At 64.5% G+C, this 17506-nt stretch carries 13 protein-coding genes and 2 tRNA genes; 7 read left to right on the top strand and 8 right to left on the bottom strand.

All coding sequences use genetic code 11. The annotated features are described in order from the left end of the window. Position 1: 1 nt before the first annotated feature. Entirely contained in the window at positions 2–310 is a 309-nt protein-coding gene (locus AAG591_RS01420) for a TM2 domain-containing protein (RefSeq protein WP_342529116.1), read from the bottom strand. A 156-nt stretch (positions 311–466) separates the two neighbouring features. Here AAG591_RS01420 and AAG591_RS01415 point away from each other — a divergent pair. Both AAG591_RS01415 and AAG591_RS01410 read left to right on the top strand, forming a co-directional pair. After that, positions 467–542: transfer RNA gene (locus AAG591_RS01415), tRNA-Thr, on the top strand. A gap of 26 nt (positions 543–568) precedes the next feature. Continuing rightward, positions 569–1330, top strand: coding sequence for a hypothetical protein (locus AAG591_RS01410; protein WP_342529115.1), 762 nt, complete (start codon positions 569–571; stop codon positions 1328–1330). 7 nt (positions 1331–1337) lie between these two features. On the opposite strand, the gene AAG591_RS01405 is transcribed toward AAG591_RS01410, so the two are convergent. Beyond that, positions 1338–2270 (bottom strand): PAS domain-containing protein, encoded by a 933-nt coding sequence (locus AAG591_RS01405; protein ID WP_342529114.1) that lies wholly within the window; start codon positions 2268–2270, stop codon positions 1338–1340. Between the two features lie 455 nt (positions 2271–2725). Between AAG591_RS01405 and AAG591_RS01400 the strand changes: the two genes are divergently transcribed. Further along, on the top strand, positions 2726–5509 hold the full coding sequence (locus AAG591_RS01400) for a YadA family autotransporter adhesin (RefSeq protein WP_342529113.1): 2784 nt from the start codon (positions 2726–2728) through the stop codon (positions 5507–5509). Between the two features lie 135 nt (positions 5510–5644). On the opposite strand, the gene AAG591_RS01395 is transcribed toward AAG591_RS01400, so the two are convergent. The 3 genes from AAG591_RS01395 to queF form a co-directional block, all read right to left on the bottom strand. Beyond that, a complete protein-coding gene (locus tag AAG591_RS01395) occupies positions 5645–7453 on the bottom strand; it encodes a putative bifunctional diguanylate cyclase/phosphodiesterase (protein WP_342529112.1) in 1809 nt (602 codons plus the stop codon). Between the two features lie 83 nt (positions 7454–7536). After that, positions 7537–9696, bottom strand: a complete 2160-nt coding sequence (locus AAG591_RS01390) for a S8 family peptidase (protein ID WP_342529111.1) — start codon at positions 9694–9696, stop codon at positions 7537–7539. A gap of 426 nt (positions 9697–10122) precedes the next feature. After that, positions 10123–10599: a preQ(1) synthase gene (gene queF / locus AAG591_RS01385; protein WP_342529110.1), complete on the bottom strand. Its 477-nt coding sequence runs from the start codon at positions 10597–10599 to the stop codon at positions 10123–10125. 136 nt (positions 10600–10735) lie between these two features. Between queF and AAG591_RS01380 the strand changes: the two genes are divergently transcribed. Genes AAG591_RS01380 through AAG591_RS01365 form a run of 4 tightly spaced genes read left to right on the top strand, consistent with a single transcriptional unit; the run spans position 10736 to position 15200 of the window. Then, positions 10736–11929, top strand: coding sequence for a hypothetical protein (locus AAG591_RS01380; RefSeq protein ID WP_342529109.1), 1194 nt, complete (start codon positions 10736–10738; stop codon positions 11927–11929). 42 nt (positions 11930–11971) lie between these two features. Further along, positions 11972–12820 carry a sulfurtransferase gene (locus tag AAG591_RS01375; protein ID WP_342529108.1) on the top strand — a complete coding sequence of 283 codons (849 nt, stop codon included), beginning with the start codon at positions 11972–11974 and terminating at the stop codon, positions 12818–12820. A 38-nt stretch (positions 12821–12858) separates the two neighbouring features. Next, positions 12859–14025, top strand: coding sequence for a cystathionine beta-lyase (gene metC / locus AAG591_RS01370; RefSeq protein WP_342529107.1), 1167 nt, complete (start codon positions 12859–12861; stop codon positions 14023–14025). Then, on the top strand, positions 14025–15200 hold the full coding sequence (locus AAG591_RS01365; RefSeq protein ID WP_342529106.1) for a mechanosensitive ion channel family protein: 1176 nt from the start codon (positions 14025–14027) through the stop codon (positions 15198–15200). Before metC ends, AAG591_RS01365 begins: the two co-directional genes overlap by 1 nt. A gap of 3 nt (positions 15201–15203) precedes the next feature. Here AAG591_RS01365 and AAG591_RS01360 read toward each other — a convergent pair whose 3' ends face one another. The 3 genes from AAG591_RS01360 to AAG591_RS01350 form a co-directional block, all read right to left on the bottom strand. Beyond that, complete coding sequence (locus AAG591_RS01360) at positions 15204–16112, bottom strand: NAD-dependent epimerase/dehydratase family protein (protein ID WP_342529105.1); 909 nt, start codon at positions 16110–16112, stop codon at positions 15204–15206. A gap of 22 nt (positions 16113–16134) precedes the next feature. Next, positions 16135–17202, bottom strand: coding sequence for a GTPase ObgE (gene obgE / locus AAG591_RS01355; RefSeq protein WP_342529104.1), 1068 nt, complete (start codon positions 17200–17202; stop codon positions 16135–16137). Positions 17203–17331: 129 nt separating this feature from the next. Beyond that, a tRNA-Ala gene (locus tag AAG591_RS01350) sits at positions 17332–17407 on the bottom strand. Positions 17408–17506 lie beyond the last annotated feature (99 nt).

The raw sequence follows: 17506 nt of genomic DNA, 5'->3' as shown, positions 1-17506 counted from the left end.
GCTAGGCCGGGACCGCAGGTAGCGTGGCCGAGCCGCTCAACCGTTCGAGCGTTTGCAGATTGCGCTGTTCGGTCTGGCCGGGGATCAGGAAAGCATCGACCAGCCACCATACGCCCAGCACGAACCAGCCGAGGAAGAACGGAATCCAGCCGAGCATCAGCAGCGAAAGCTGGATCGCCCCGCTCGTCACACGCCCCAGGTAGAACCGATGCGCGCCGAAGGTGCCGAGAAACAGCCACAGGATATAGGCCGCCGCGACCGATTTCTTCTGGGCGTCATATTGCAGTTGTGTGCGGAGATTCTGGTCCAATTTCGCTTCCTTGCTTACCTGGCCTGACGTACCACAAAACCGCCAATTCGACAAAGGAAACCAGGGTCCGCGCCCCATTCGCCTTGTTCAATGCCGGGCAACATCCGGGGCTGGACGCGCGGCCCGTTTTCGCGCAAGGCGCGTTGCGTCTGGCAGGCCGGTTTAGCTCAGCTGGTAGAGCAGCGGTTTTGTAAACCGAAGGTCGCGGGTTCGATTCCTGCAACCGGCACCACGACAGGCGAGGCGCGAGGGGGAAGCGTGGCCGATACCAGGATCAGCTTCGATTTCGACGGCACGCCGCCCGGCGCATCGCAGCCCACCCCGCGGATCGAATTCGTCTGCGCGCCCGAGCTTGCCGGCCGCATTCCCACACCCGAGCGGGCAATCCGCTTCGCCCCCGAATGGTTCAAGCGTCTGGAGCGCGACATGGGCGTGCCCGACGCGCACGGTCTGCCCGGGCTGACGGTGAAAGCGTGCCTGCCTGTGACCGACGCATTTTCGCTCGGCTTCGTCATCCCGCTGCCCTTCGACGTGATGCTGCAGGTGCCCGAGACCCGCGTCAACATCGCGATGGGCTGGCCGCAGGATGTGCCCTTCGCTCCGCTGGAGCAGCATCATCCCGCCCAGATCGGCGCGCCCGAGCCTCCGTTCGAGGCGGCAATGCCGCTCAAGTTCATCAATCCGTGGCGGATCAAGGTCCCGGCGGGCTATTCGGTGCTGCTGACCCAGCCCTTCAACCGTCCCGACCTGCCCTTCAGCTGCTTTTCAGGGGTCGTCGACTGCGATCGCTTCGACACGACCATAAACCTGCCCTTCCTGTGGACCGGGCCGGTGGGCCAGCATCTGTTGCCCGCCGGAACGCCGATCGCGCAGATCCTCCCTATTCCCCGGGATGCCTTGCTTAAGGATTACGCCAGCCGCCCCGCCAACGAGGCCGAACTGGCGGAGGAAGCGGCGGCGCGCAAACGCAAGTATCACGAGGAATCGACCTACGCGCGCGATTGGCGCGTCAGGAAGTAGCGCGGGATCACTCTCCCTTTGCGAGATATTCTCCCTTGGCACCCCATGGCGACGAGATGTCGGCCGGGGTGAGAAGGATGACAGCGCCTTCGGCACCGTAGGCGCCGCGCAACTGAACGATGGCCGCCACAACGTCGTCGGTTTCGCCACCATTCGAAATGAAGCTCGAAACGAGCCTGCGCGGCCCCTCGCCGCTCATCGCTTCCTGGAGCGCGGATTTGAATTCAACGCGCTTGTCGCGGCTCACGAGTTCTACCAGGTTGGCACCGCGCAATCGGTCTTCGCGAACGCCGAGAAGTTTGCAAAACGGCTCGTCCACACGCTCGATCTGAGCGCTCATCGTGACGCGGATATATCCGATCGCGTTGTGGACCGCCATCGCCTCGATCAAAGCCGCCTTGACGTCGGCGAGCCGGTGGCGCTCGACCTCTTCGGTAATGTCCCTGAACAGCAGGACGTTGCGCTCGTGCAGCGGGAAAGACTGCAGACGCAACCAGCCGCCTTCGCGCAGCGGCGAGGGAATATCTGCCGACGTCGATTCGTTCGCCTCCACGGTTCGCATCAGATGCACATCGAACAGTGTGCCACGCAGCTGCGGGAGGGTTTCGTAGAGATTGCGGCCGATGCATTGCGAACTCGACAGACGGCAAGCCGCCGACGCAACCCTGTTCATTGACTCCACAACAAGATCCCGGTCGCACACGATCACCGCCTCGTCGATCCATTCCGCAAGTTCGAACGGATTGACGTCGGGCGCTTGCCCGCCATGCCCATGGCTCAATTCTGTCAGCTGGGCGATGCTGATCAATGCATGGGTAATGCGGCCATGATTGGCGATAAACACCGGTTTTACTATAGCTTCGTCCCGCCACTTGGAAAATGATCGGACAAAATTCGCCGCCGGAACCCCGGTACCTTTGGGCGTATCGGCTTCGTTCACAAGCCGCAGCGGCTCCGAGCCATGCGAGGCATTGAGGTCGCTCTTGTGCGGTTTGATGCTTTCGAATGCCACGTAAGCCTCCCCTGTCCCTGCTTCCCTTTTATCCCAAGATCCTAAAAATACAATATAATTTGGAATCCTAAGGAATTCCTATCGGTCGGTGGCAGATTTCGGAATTTACGCGAATTGCGTCAAAGGCGTGGTCTTCGAAGCAGTTTCCTCGGCGCGGGGACACATCGGAAGCTTCCGCTGAGAATGCCAGTTTTCCACGCGGAGTATAGGTTAATTGCTGCGATGCACCAGGCGCGGAAAAAGTAACGCAAATTATGTAATTTCCAATTTCATAGACTTCTTAGTCACTTAACCCCTCTCTCATAGCCTCATCTCGTCAGCGCGAAGAAAAACATTCGCGATCATGAATAGAGAGAGCCATGAACCTAGGTAAAAGTACTAGATTGCAGGTCACACTGCTGGCTACTGCCGCAGTGGTCATCGTCGGGGCCGCACCCCAACTGACTACCCCCGCTCGCGCGCAGGCTTTGCAGCCGGTTGTGGATGTATGCACGGGCATCAGCCTCGAACCGTCGGCAGTGACTGACATCGTTGGTGACGTTGCCGTACCCACTGCCGAGGCGGTGGAGGGCCTTTACGACGCACTGCTGAGCGTCTCGATCCTCGGCAACCCGCTCCTCACGCTGGATGACGTGAACATCGGTGCATCCGATACGCTGCAGGCCTATGCCGACGGCGATCCGATCGCACTACGGGTAGCCGATACCAGCGGCACGCTGCTCGCTCCCGACTCGCCCTGCAACATTACCGCCGACGGCTACACCCTGAACACCCCATCGGGGCTTGCCATTGGCGGCAACCAGATCACCGGACTGGGCAATGGCCAGGTCGCCACCGCCGGTGAGCTCGACGCAATCGCGTTCGGCAACAATGCCAGCACCGCCGTCGGTGCAAACGGCGCAATCGCCATCGGGACCAATTCCAGCGCGACCGCCGCCAACAGCGTCGCACTGGGTAACGAGTCGATCGCCGATCGCGGCGCCTCGACCGGATACACCGCACCATTCCTGACGGGCACGTACAGCTCGGTAGGCACGGTCTCGGTCGGCGCGCCGGGCAGCTTGCGGCAGATCACCAATGTCGCGCCGGGCACCGAGTCCACCGACGCTGCGACCGTCGGCCAGGTTCAGGGCGCGATCGACGCCCTTCAGGTCGATCTGGGCAATGGCGTGCAATATGACGGCGCGGCGCAGACCAGCGTCACGCTGGCAGGTGCAGGCGGCACGACCGTCTCCAACCTCGCAGACGGAGCTGTCGGCGCCGGCTCGACCGAAGCCGTCAACGGCTCCCAGCTGTTCGCGACCAACCAGAACGTCGCTGCGAATGCAGACGATATTGCGACACTGAACGATGCTGCGGTCCAGTACGATGATGCATCGGGCACACTCGTTACCCTCGACGGAGCGGGTGGCACGACGATCACCAATGTCGCCGACGGTACGCTGTCCGGCACGTCGAGCGATGCGGTCAACGGTTCGCAGCTGTTCGCAACCAATCAGCAGGTGGCGATCAATACCGGCGATATCGGCGATCTGGACGACCGGATCAGGATCAATGCGCTGGATATCTCCAACCTGGACGACACCGTGACCACAATCGATACCCGGGTGACCCAGAACACGGCGGATATTGCCGCGCTCCAGACGTCGCTGGGCAATGTACCTATCGGTTACGTCAGCGATGCCGACCCCACCGTCGCCAGCGCGGTGCCGACCAATAGTGCCGCCCTGATCGGCGCCGATACGGGTGCCGCCGTCACGCTGGGCAACGTGGCAGCCGGAAACCTTGCCGCTGGTTCGACCGAAGCGGTCAACGGCAGCCAGCTGTTCGCGACCAACCAGCAGGTCGCCACCAACACGGCTGCAATTCAGGCCAATACCGATGCCATCGCCTCGCTCGGCGATAGCAGTTCGGGCAACGCGCTGGCGGTGCTGTATGACGACGCCTCGCGGACCTCGCTGACGCTGGACGGCGCGGGCGGCACCACCGTTTCGAACGTGGCCGCCGGTGACGTGAGCGCCACGTCCGACGATGCCGTCAATGGTGCGCAGCTGTTCGCGACCAACCAGGCGGTCGCCGCCAATACGGATGCAATCGGCGATCTCGACGGGCGTGTCACGATCAATGAGGGCAACATCGCCAACCTCGACACGCGCGTCGCGACCAACGAAGGCGATATTGCCAATCTCGATGGCCGGATCACCGTGAACGAAGGTGACATCGCCAACCTCGACACGCGGGTGACCGTCAACGAAGGCGATATCGCCAGCCTCGACACGCGGGTTACGGTGAACGAGGGCAACATCGACAGCCTGAATACCAGCGTCACCAATATCGATGCGCGGGTTACCGATAACTCGGCCCAGATCACTCTCGTGCAGAGCCAGCTCGCCAATGTCCCGATCGGCTATGTATCGGATACCGATCCGAGTGTTGCCAGCACCGTGCCGACCAGCACGGCTGCGCTGATCGGCACCGGCAGCGCGCCGGTGACGCTCACCAACGTGGCGGCAGGCACGGTCGCTGCCGGTTCGACCGATGCGGTCAATGGCAGCCAGCTCGCGGCGACCAACGCCGAAGTGGCCCGCAACCGCACCGATATCGACCAGAACACCGCCAATATCGCAGCCATCAACAACAACCTGGCGGGCAGCACCACGGTCGCGGTGCAATATTCGGACCCGGACAATCCGAACGTCAGCAATGGCGGCACGGTAACCAACGATGTCGCGCTGGTCGGCGCGGACGCGGGCGCCCCTGTCGCTCTGCATAATCTCGCTGCCGGGACGAGCAGCACCGATGCGGTCAACCTGGGCCAGGTGCAATCCGGGCTGGCGAGCGCGATGGCGGACTCGCGGGCCTATACCGACCTGCGCTTCAACGATCTGCAGGCAGGTATCGCCCAGCTCGACTTCGACCTTCGCGAACTGCGGCAGGATGCTGCGGCAGGCACCGCCAGCGCAATGGCTGTCTCGGGCATTCCGCAGACGATTACCGAAGGTCGATCGATGCTCGGTGGCGGTATCGCGCACTACCGCGGCGAAACCGCCTTCGCGGTGGGCATGTCGACGACCTTCAACGAAGGCCGAGGCGTGCTGAAGGCCGGCGCGACGGTCGATACCCGAGGACATGGTGGCTTCAGTGCGGGTGCCGGGTTCAGCTTCTGATCCCAGGCTGACCCTCAGGCGTCCCCTCCCCCCCGAGACGCCCGCCTGAAGGGAGGGCCGCAGCACCCAGGTGCCGCGGCCCTCTTTCTTGTGCACCTTACCTCTGTTTGGCACCGATCGCGCGGTCATCGAAACTCATGCCGTGATCCGCGACGACGCCTGGCTGGCAGAGTGGTTGCGGAGCAGGTCGACGATCGTGTCCTTCGGCATCGGGCGTCCGAACAGGTAGCCTTGCAGGTGGGTGCAGCCCGTCTCGACCAACAACCGCATCTGCTGCTCCGTCTCGACGCCCTCCGCCACGATGCCCATGTCCAGCTTCTGCCCCAACCCGATCACCGCTTCGATGATCGCACGCGATTCCCGCACCGCGACGTCGCGGACGAAGCTCCTGTCCAGTTTGACCTTGTCGAAGCAGAACTGCTGGAAATAGCTGAGCGAGCAATAGCCTGTTCCAAAATCGTCCATCAGTATCTGGATGCCCTGCGCGCGCAGGTCGCGCAGTTGCCGCAGCGTCCCCTCGACGTCGGTAATGACCAGCGATTCCGTGACTTCCAGTTGCAGCCGCCGGGGGTTGAGCCCGGTCTCGGCAAGCACCTTGGCAACCTGTTGGGGTAACGTGTGCCCCCTGAACTGGTTCGCCGACAGATTTAACGCCACGCTCACGTCGTCGGGCCAGCACAGTGCATCGACGCAGGCCTTGCGCAGCAAATCTTTGCCCAGCTTCCCGATCAGGCCGCACTCCTCGGCCAGCGAGATGAAGATATCGGGGCCGATGGGGCCGCGCGACGGATGGGTCCAGCGAGCCAGCGCCTCGCAGCTCTTGATCCGGCCGGTGCTCGCACAAACGACCGGCTGGTAAGCCAGATCGATCTCGTCCCTGGCGATGGCCAGCCGCAAGTCGCCTTCAAGCTTGCGCCGGTCATGTTCGGCAAGGTCCATCTCGCGGTTGAAGAAGCACGCAATGCCGCCGCCGCCCCGCTTGGCGCGATACAGCGCAAGGTCGACCCGCTCGCGCAATTGCGCAGGACAGTCGCCATCCTCCGGGCACAGCACGATACCTACCGACGCACCGCAATGGGCGGGTTCGCCGTGAACTGCGAAAGGTTCAGCTGTTCTCCGCACGATGTCCGTCGAAACCTTGAGCGCGCGCTTTTGAAGCTGCCCCCCGGTCAGAATGACGGCAAACTCATTTCCACCGGTTCTGGCAAGAAAGTCGAGATCGCCAGTCGCTGCGCGCAGGCGCCGGCCAACCTGGGTCAGCACGGCGTCCCCGACCTCGTGACCGAACTGGTCGTTGATCGACTTGAAACGATCCAGATCGATGCTGAGCATCGCGAAAGCGGCTTTCGAATGAATCAGTTCGTTGATGCGGCTGGTCAGGCTGGCAGCGTTGCCCAGCCCGGTCAGCGCATCGTGACGCCCCAGGCGGATCACCTCTGCTTCTGCCCGGCGTGTGCGGGTCACATCTTCCGAAACGCCCAGGATATAGCGATCCGACGGGTTGGCGCCCGAAATCACCGCCCTGGTAGTCTTGAGGATCGATCGCTCGCCATCTTCGCGCACGAATTCGCTTTCGAAGGTCAGGGGACCCTCGGCATTGAGCACGCTCGTGTCGCGATCCATGTATGCTTTGCCGAAAGCGGGAAACAGCTCCTCGTCCGTCTTGCCGATCACCTCGCTTGCCGGGCGACCGATGGTCCGTTCGGCGAATTCGTTGATCAGCAGATACTGGCGCGTGTGGGCATCCTTGACGAAAAACATGGCGGGCATCTGCGATACGACCGTCGTCAGGAACGCGCGTGCGTCCTCCCGCTCCTTCGTCAGTTGCTCGCGGTCGCTGATGTCCCGCACGATGGCCACAAAGCCGCGCCTGACGGCGCCATCGTCCCATGGCGTGAGGGAGAGTTCGATGGAAAATTGCGAACCGTCCGCCCGCTGAGCCATGCACGAGGATGGAAGAGAGCTTTTCGTAGACGGCTTCTGCATTCGATGGGTCGAAGTGGATCATGAACGCACCTGAGAACCTGCTAGCGAAACCAGAGGCGCCAGCTGCCGAGAAGGGTCGCATCACCCGCATCCGCTTCGCTGGTGACGGCCACGCTCGCGCTGGAGCGTGGACCTGCACTTTCGAAGCCGACGGCGATGCGAGGAGCGATTCGACCGGTGAGGTCGATGTCCCTGCTCGTGAACTGGAGCGATCTGTTGGTTCTATTATAGGCGGTTCCCACGGTGATCGAACCTGCGCCTCCAATAACGACGAGCGGTTGCGCCAGACCGACCCGGATCCGTCCACCAAGCGCCTCGCGAGACACGTCGACCCCGAACCGGGCGGTCGAAAGGGCACCCGCATCGGTCAGCACCGCGTCGGGAGCGAGCCGGATCCGGGTCGTGCCAAGACTGCCATGGCCTTCGATATCCCATGTGCCGATCGATGCTTTGCTGGAAAGTTCGGCGAACAGCGTTCGCGCGCCATCGCCCAGTCGCAAGCTGCCCGTGCCGGTCGCCGTACCGAAGATGGTCCCCCGCTCTTCCAGCACACCCAGCCGGAACACGGTGCGATCGCGCGCCAGCCAGCCCGTCATCGCCACGGCGTCGGCATCCCGCAGACCGCCCGAGTGGGCCGAGATACCGATGCGAAGATCGCCCCATGGCCTGTCGTAGGCGAGCCGCAACCCGCCTGCGGGCATATAGGCACCCATCGCATCGACACGCGGGGCGAGGCCCAGAAGCGCTGCATCGTCCCGCCATGGCCCGTCGTAAGCCGCCGTTACGATGTCGCCTCCATCGCCGAGGCGCATCGCAACTTCGGCGTCGGTGATCCTGCCGCGTGGGCGAGAGGCGATTTCCATCGCTCCCTCGGTCAGAAAGCCGAAGCGAACCTGTGCCGATGACAGCCCAAAAGCCGCCGTCCTGCGATTGGCGGCGCGGTCCAGCCGATCCGCGACAGTGTCACGGTTCGAGGGAGCCGATAGCCGGACAAGCCCGGAAAGATCGGCCTGGTAGTCTCGCCCGAACGCGTCGAGCAGGGTGACCTCCGACAGCACATTGGCCACCTGCTCACCCGCAGCCCCGCCGAACGCCTCGGGCACGATCAACCCGCTGGTGGCAATCGGGGTCGCGAACGATCCGTTGGAAAGTGTCGGCTCGACCGGCGACAGTGCGCTGCGCATGTCTATCAGCCCGTGCCCGAACACGGGGTCTACCCCCAGTTCGCCGATGTCGCGCGCGGTGGAGAGGATGATGTTGCCGGCATCCACGCCGGTTAGCTGCGGCCACTTGTGCAGGATCAGCGCGGCCAGCGACGTGACCTGCGGGGTCGCCGCGCTCGTTCCCGAAAAGCGCACGACGTTGCCAGCGGCATCGGTGGTCACACTGGTGCCAACACCCGCGACGCACCGGTCCATCGCAATGCCGCACCGATTGGAATAGCCTGCCAGCTCGTACCCCGGCCCCGACGGATCGAGCGCGACCACGAACAGCCAGCCTTCGGCGTTCGCGGCGGTCAGGTCGATCGCGTCGTTCGGATTGGGCCCACCGCTATTTCCGGCGGCGTTGATGACCAGGCCGCCCAGCTTGCGATAGTCGTCGACAGCCTCCTGCATGAGTCGGTTGGAGACGGTCGGGATGGCCTTGCTGATCGATCGGTTGACGATCAGCACGCCGTTTTCGCCTGCGTAACGCAGCGCCTCGTGGCTGTTGCCACCGACGTTCTGGGTCCCGGCATCGCGATCCTGAACGTCGGTGCGCAGCACGACGATGCTGGCACCCGGAGCAAAGCCCTGCGTGCCCACACCGTCGTTATGCCCGGCGATAATCGTCGCCACTTTCGTGCCGTGATCCGAATTCTCGCCCCCCAGCGTTGGGTGGGGCGTCAGCACGCCCCCTTCCCGAACGCCGCCGAAATCCCGGCTGAGGTCCGATATCTGCCCCTCCAGCTCGCGCGTTTCCTCGACGCCCTCGTCCAGCACGCCGACCAGCACGCCGGATCCGTCCCAGCCATTGTCGAGCGCGTAAAGCGCATCGACATAGTCTGCGGCGACGCCGTTCGCGCGATACTCGTCGTCGTCTTCCGCTGAACGCCGGGTCGCGTCCGATTGCTGCGCTGCGGATGGTTGATCGCTCTGCTGCGGATCGAGCGAGGTGGTTGGTACCGATGTAGTCGGTGACGGCGACGGTGATGGCGGCACGGCGACCGGCTGCGGGATACTCGCTGCAGGCGGGGGACGGTCCGATCCGCCACCGCAAGCTCCCAGCGAAAGAGAGAGCGCAGTACCAAAAAGGATGGCGGTCGATCGACGGGCTAGGCTGCCGGGGGGCCTTGGACCGCCATCCCCAGAGCTTACGAAGCGCGAGGCGACGAGCCCCCCGATGAAGGAAGTTGCGTGCGTTTCCATCGTCTCACCTTGCTGGCGCGGCCGTGGTGGTTCGGGCCGTTCGAACTGTCAGACACAGCCAAAGATGCCGGCGAGACGCCGCATCGCACCTTTGTCGCCTATGTCATGGACTTCATTATAGAGGTAACCAGAGGGGTCGGGGCTAGAGGTAAGGGAATTTTCAGATTCTCGAGCGTGCCGGTCCTTACCCCCCGGGGACAAACAGTGTTCCGGTGCCGCTTATCCCCGCCCACGATAGTTCTGGACACCCTGTTCAGGCACCCAGAGCCCCTCGGGCGGGGTGCCGCTCTGCCAGAACACGTCGATCGGGATGCCGCCGCGCGGATACCAGTAGCCGCCAATCCGCAGCCAGCGCGGCTTCATCTCTTCGAACAGGCGCTGGCCGATGCCCACGGTCACATCCTCGTGGAATCCACAGTGATTGCGGAATGACCCGAGGAAAAGCTTGAGGCTTTTCGATTCGACGATCGTCTCGCCCGGCGCGTAATCGAGCACCAGATGGGCGAAATCGGGTTGCCCGGTGACAGGGCACAGCGAGGTGAACTCGGGCGCGGAAAAGCGCACGAGATACAGCGAGCCGCTGCGCGGATTGGGTACGTAGTCGAGTTCGGCCTCTTCCGGGCTTGCCGGAAGCGGACTCGACTGGCCGAGGAACCGCGGACCGGGGCCCGATGCCGTGTCAGGTGTGTCGCTCATGCCGCGTCTGTGCCTTCATCGCGCGCCTTGCACAAGCAAGCCTTTGCGCTGCAATGATTCACGCACTATTCATTCGGTTTCTGCCCGATCGGCACGCAGGATCAGGCCCCCATTCACAAGCAAACCAGTCGAACCGATGCGATCGCTCCTCTTCCCCTGTCTGTTGCTGTTCGGCGCCGTCGCTGCGCATGCGCAGTCGGCCACCACTTTCCAGCTTCCGCCGGAGCCCGATGCGACCGCCAGCCCGCAGGCTCAGGGGCCGACCGATCTGGAAGGCACGACGCGCACCGCACCGCGCGTGATCGTCGAACCGACGCCGACGCCAAGCCGGACGCCCACCGCGCAGCCGAGCCCGCGCGCCTCCGCCACGCCGACGGAGCGCGCCACGACCCAGCCCGCACGCACCCCGCCTGCGGACGCGGCACTGCCTGCCACCAACCGCCAGGTGTCCACGCGCGACCTGCTGACCGAAACGCCGACCCAGAGCAGCACCGCCGCCGACCCAGCCGAGGTCGAACAGGATGCAGCGCCAGAACCTGCTGCACCCGATGTCGCCACGCCGACGCAGGATTTCGCCCTGCCCTCGGCCGAGCCGCAAACGCAAGCCGCCGATCCGACTGCAAACGAAGCGAGCCAACGCTCCGCACCATTGCTGCCTGTCGACTGGGTATGGATAGCCGCCGGAGCATTAGGTCTGATCGCGTTCCTGGCAGTCTTAGCGGTATTGCTGAAGGTTCGGCGCAGGCGTTCGGATAATGCCGAGGCGAGCGACGCGAGCGTAGCGAGCGAGGCGAGCCTTTCCAGCCGCCCGGCGCGTCCAGTGGATCGGGAGAGCCCGACAGAGGTGCCGGTCGCCGGATCGATCGAGGTGGAGGCCCATGTCGTCACGCTGAGCCGCAGCGTGATGAACGCGACGATCTCTTACCGACTGACCATGGTCAACCGCGGCCCCGCCCCGATCAGCGACATCAGGATCGGAGGCGACATCACCACCGCGCATGGGCGCGTGCCAGCCGCACAGCAAATCGCCGATATCGGCCAGATGCTGCCCGAACTGCACACTCTTGCGCGGCTCGATCCGGGCCAGAGGGCAACCGTGCAGGGTGAACTGCGCCTGCCCCTGCGCGACGTCCGCCCGCTGCGGCAGGGCAATGTCCCGGTCTTCGTGCCGCTGCTGCGCCTGACCGTCCGCGCGGCGGATATCGAACCGCGCGCCCATACCTACGTTATCGGTTCCAAGCCGATCCAGAAGGATGCGCGGCCCAACCCCTTCCGGCTGGACGAACCGCCGCGCAGCTATGCGCAGCTGACCACGCGCGCGGTCGCCTGATCGCTCGACAAGAGGCGGCTGGCCCGTCTATCCGGGCGGGCGATGGACATGCTCGTTTCGACCGACTGGCTTGCCGGTGAAATCGATGCACCCGATCTCGCGGTGCTCGATGCCTCGCTGCATCTTCCCTCCGCAAATCGCGATGCCCACGCCGAGTTTACGGCCGAGCATCTTCCCGGTTCGCGCTTTCTGGATTTGGCGGGGCTGCACGACCCCGCTTCCGCGCTGCCGGGTAAGGTGCCCGACGGACCGCGCGTCGCGCGCTGTTTGGGGGACCGCGGGATCGGCCCGCAGACCCGCATCGTCCTCTACGACGCCTCCGACCTTCGCAGCGCATGCCGTGCGTGGGTGCTGCTCGACCTGGCGGGGCTTGCCAATATTGCGGTCCTCGATGGCGGGCAGGCCAAGTGGCGCGCCGAGGGGCGTGCGCTGGAGAGCGGCATACCCGATATCGCGCAGGTCGACCGGCCGCCCACCAGCGTGCGCGTGACCGCGATCCGCGACAAGGCCGCGATGCTCGGCAATCTCGACACCCATGCGGAGCAGGTCGTCGACGCACGTGATACGGGTCGCTTCACCGGGTCGGTTGAAGACACCGTTCATGGCCTGCCCGGCGGGCATATTCCCGGGGCCCGACACCTGTTCTTCCGCGACCTGTTCAGCGACGATGGCACGTTTCGCGATGCGGACGGCCTTCGCGCCCTTTTCGCCAAGGCCAACCTCGACCTCGACCGGCCGATCGTCGCGACCTGCGGCAGCGGCGTGACCGCTTCGGTGGTGCTGTTCGCCGCCCGTCTGTTAGGAGCCACGCGAACCGCGCTCTACGACGGCAGCTGGAGCGAATGGGGCGCCGATCCCCAAACGCCCAAGGAAACCGGAGAACCCCGCTGAGCAAGACCGACAAGCCTATCTCCCCCGCGACCCGAGCGGTGCTCGCGGGGCGCCGCGAGGAATGGACCGGAAAAGTGGTCAACCCGCCGGTATGGCGCGGCAGCACGCACCTCTACGCCACCGAGGGGGAGCGGCAGGAGTGCCTCAAGCATAACGAGGATGGCCGGTTCCACTATGGCCGCCGCGGCGGGCCGACCCAGTGGGCACTGGCCGAGGCACTGACCGAGCTGGAGCCGGGCGCAGATGGCACGATGCTCTACCCCAGCGGCACCGCCGCGCTGGCGGGCGCTCTTATGAGCGTTCTCGAACCGGGCGACGTGCTGCTGGTGCAGGACAATGTCTACGAACCGACCCGCTCGATCGGGTCTTCCCTGCTCAAGCGCTGGGGTGTGGAAGCCCGCTTCTTCGACCCAACCGATTTCGATGCCTACGCGGCCATGTTCGACGATCGGGTGAAAGCAGTCATGCTCGAAGTGCCGGGCAGCCTGACGATGGAAGTCTGCGACATCCCCCGTCTGGCCGGGATCGCGAAGGACCACGGTGCCACGGTGCTGGTCGACAACACATGGGCGACCGGGCTCGGCTTTCCTGCGCTGGAGAAAGGCTGCGACATCACGATCACCAGCCTCACCAAGCACGCGAGCGGTCATTCCGATGTGCTGATGGGCTGTGCGAGTGCTCGCAAGGCGCATTACGCGAAGCTGCGGCACACCGCGCAATTGCTCGGCCAGCATGTCTCGCCCGACGATGCAGCACTCGTCGCGCGCGGATTGCGGACCATGCCGATGCGCCTGCGCGAGACTGCGAAGAGCGCGCTGACCATCGCGCAATGGCTGCAACAGCGGCCCGAGGTCGCGCACGTCCTGTGCCCCATGCTGGAAAGTGCCCCCGGGCACGAATTCTGGCAGCGCGACTTTTCGGGCGGCTGCGGCCTGTTCAGCTTCGTCTTCGCGGGCCATACCGAAGAACAGCGCACAACCTTCGTCGATGCGCTCGAACTGTTCGGTATCGGCTATAGTTGGGGCGGTTTCGAAAGCCTCGTGCTTCCCTTCGATCCGCCGCGCATCCGCACTGCCAGTGCGTGGCCCATGGCAGGCTGGCGCGAGGAGGACCGGCTTGGTGTCAGGCTGGCGATCGGGCTCGAAAATGCGGAAGACCTGATCGCGGACCTTGACCGCGCCTTCGCCGCGATCAAGCATAGGTAATGGCAAGCTCCTCGATAGGACCCACCTCTGCAACCGATGCAGTGCTCAACCCGGAAGCGCCCCCCAGCCCGACGAGCACGGCCAGCCCCGATCCGCTGCAGGCGGGCGAGCAGGTGATCCTGCAACCCGTGCCAAGCGATGGCGCAAGTTCCGCCGTGGCGACCCCTGTCCCTTCGGCATCGCCCAGCGACAGCGTGAAGGCGGCGGACGAGCTGAAAGATGCCGTCGGCCAGCAGAACCGCACAGTCGGCCAGGTTATCGAGAGCCTCGACAACATGGCGATCGATGTCGGTTCGATGCACGTTTCCGTTTGGGACGGGATCGTGTTCCTCGCCGTTGCAATGGGCATGATCGCCTTCGCGTGGTTCGGCAGCAAGGCAAGCCACGCATTGCTCGCGCGCGTAACTCGCGTCGACCAGACCCGGCGGCTACTGCTGGAAAAGATCCTGACGATTGCCGTCTGGGGCATTGCCGCACTGGTCGGCATGGACCTGCTGGGCATCAACCTGACGGCGTTTACCGTCTTCTCCGGCGCGTTCGGCCTCGCCATCGGTTTCGGTTTGCAGAAGACCTTCGGCAACCTGATCGCGGGGATCATCCTGCTGATGGACAAGTCTATCAAGCCGGGCGACGTGATCGCGATCGCCGACCAGGCGGGCGTTTCCACCTTCGGGCAAATCCGCAAGATCGGCATCCGCGCAGTCTCGATCACCACCCGCGACCAGAAGGAATACCTGATCCCGAACGAGAACCTGATGATCAATCAGGTCGAAAACTGGTCCTACTCGTCACGCAACGTGCGGATGCAGGTGCCCGTCGGGGTCAGCTACAAGGCGGATATCGTCAAGGCGGAAGAGCTGATGCTGGAGGCCGCCAAATCGTGCAGCCGCGTGCTGCAATCCCCCCCGCCGACCGTCTGGCTCGACGGGTATGGCGACAGCAGCGTCAATTTCATCATTCATGTATGGATCACCGATCCCGAGGCGGGCATCGGCAACGTGAAGAGCGAGGTGCTGAAGAAGCTTTGGCATCTGTTCAAGGAGCATGAGGTGGAGATCCCCTTCCCCCAGCGCGACCTCAACCTGCGCAGCGCCGAAGGGCTCGACCAGCTGATCGCCGCGCTGGAACAGAAGCGCAGCCAGACGAAGAAGGCTGCAAAGCCCGCCTCCGAGTAGGGGCTAGAGCATACCCGCTTCGCGATACCACTGCGCAGTGTCGCGCAGGCCCTCGCGGGTCAGGATCTCGGGCTGCCAGATCGCCTTGGGCACCGCCCGGTGGGGAGACACGGCCCAGTCCGGGTGCGCGAGATAACCCGCCCGGTCCCGCGTTAGCCGCGCGTTACGGCCCCGCACCTTCTCATCCACCATCGCCGCTGCCTTCAGGGCGAAGGCCGGTAGCGGGATCGTCCGCACCCTGGTGCCGACCGCCGAGCCGATACCGCGCGCAAGATCGCCGTGGGTCCAGCCACCATCTCGGGCATCGTCGGGTTCGAAGATCTCGTGGGTGATCCCTTCCCCGCCCTCGCGCAGCGCCAGCAGAAGGCGGGCGAGATCGCGCACGTGGATCAGCGAACTGCGCCCACCCATCGGCACAGGCAGAAAGCCGCTCTTTGCAGCGCGGAACATCTCTAGATAATCGGTGTCGCGCGGGCCGTAGACGCCCGGTGGGCGGACGATCGTCCAGTCCAGCCCGCTCGCCGCGACGATCGTTTCCGCGCGCCGCTTGGACGCGCCATAGGCGGACAGTTCGGGTTCGCGCGCCGCGAGCGAGGAGACGAACACAAGGCGCTTCGCCCCTGCACGCACCGCGGCTTCGACCACGTTGAGCGTGCCGGTGACGTTGACGATCTCGAAGTGGTCGGGGTTCACCGCGCGGGTCAGCCCGGCAATGTGGATGACGCATTCAGCGTCGGCGACCAAATGGGCGAGCGCGAAAGGTTCGTTCAGGCTGCCTTCGACCCAGCGGAAGCCGCGCTTGTCCTGCGGGACCTTGCGCGCGAGCACCCGGACGCGCTCTTTGCGTCCTTCGAGCAGGTCGAGCACCGCCTGCCCGACAAAACCCGTACCGCCGGTCAGTGCCAGCGTCATGCCCGGCAGGAGGAGCAGGCGATCAGATCGGCGACCACGAGCTTTCCCCCTCCCCACCATCATCCTCGATCACACCGCCACTGCTCTCGGTTTCGAGCGGGGTGACATCGGGCAGGTAGCCGAGCACCGCGTCGAGCAATTGCTCGACACCCGCACCGGTTGCCCCCGAAACGGTATAGACCGCGTCGGCCCCGGCCGCCTTCAGTTCCTCGGCAAAGGCCTGGCCCAGTTCGCCGTCGGCAAGATCGAGCTTGTTGAGCGCGATCAGCCGGGGCTTGTCCACCAGCCCCTCGCCATACGCCTCCAGCTCTTCCTCGACCGTCCGCAGTGCCACTGCGGGATCTTCGCCCGCGATGTCGATCAGGTGGATCAGCACCTTGCAGCGTTCGATATGGCCGAGGAAGCGGTCGCCGATCCCGGCGCCTTCCGCCGCGCCTTCGATCAGGCCGGGGATATCGGCCAGCACGAAGTCGCGGCCCTTGTGCCGGACCACGCCCAGCTTCGGCACCAGCGTGGTGAACGCATAGTCGCCCACCTTCGCCTGGGCATTGGAAACCTGATTGATGAAGGTCGACTTGCCCGCATTGGGAAGCCCGACAAGGCCGACATCGGCGAGCAGCTTCAGTCGCAGCCACACCCACATCTCTTCGCCCGGTTCGCCCGGCTGATGCTGGCGTGGCGCGCGATTGGTGCTGGTCTTGTAGCTCGCATTGCCGCGCCCGCCCATGCCGCCTTCAAGCAGCGTGATGCGCTGGCCGACCTCGGTGAAATCGGCGAGGATTTCTTCCTTGTCTTCGGACAGGACCTGCGTGCCGACCGGCACCTTCACCACCAGATCGTCGGCGCCCTTGCCCGTGCGGTCGCGGCCCATGCCGTGCCCCCCGCGCGAAGCCTTGAAGTGCTGTGCGTAGCGGAAGTCGATCAGCGTGTTGAGGCCGGCGACGGCTTCGAAGATGATATCGCCGCCACGCCCGCCATTGCCGCCGTCGGGGCCACCATATTCGATGTATTTTTCACGCCGGAAGCTGACGGCGCCAGGGCCGCCCGCACCGGATTTGAGGAATATCTTGGCTTGATCGAGAAAATGCATTGCGCGGCAGGTAAGCTCAAACGGAGGGGATTGCTAGACGCTCACCCGAGCATCGCCGCAAGTCGGGCTGGTATGCCCGCCACGAAAGAAGCCCGGCGGGCGTTCGCGGTAAGGGGAAAAGGAGAGACCTGGTGGAGCCGAGCGGGATCGAACCGCTGACCTCGTCATTGCGAACGACGCGCTCTCCCAACTGAGCTACGGCCCCGTTCAGGTCTCAAATCGCGCAGGCGGCAGTGCCGTATGCCTGCGCAGGAGCGGGCCCAAATAGCGAACCTTGCGCCAGACGCAAGGTCTTTCGGTGCCC

It is taken from the genome of Citromicrobium bathyomarinum, from assembly GCF_038594485.1.
In the GTDB taxonomy this organism is placed as follows: Bacteria; Pseudomonadota; Alphaproteobacteria; order Sphingomonadales; family Sphingomonadaceae; genus Alteriqipengyuania; species Alteriqipengyuania bathyomarina_A.
The sequence above is the reverse complement of the archived record's forward strand: the minus strand, read 5'-3'. Positions and strand labels throughout refer to the sequence as shown.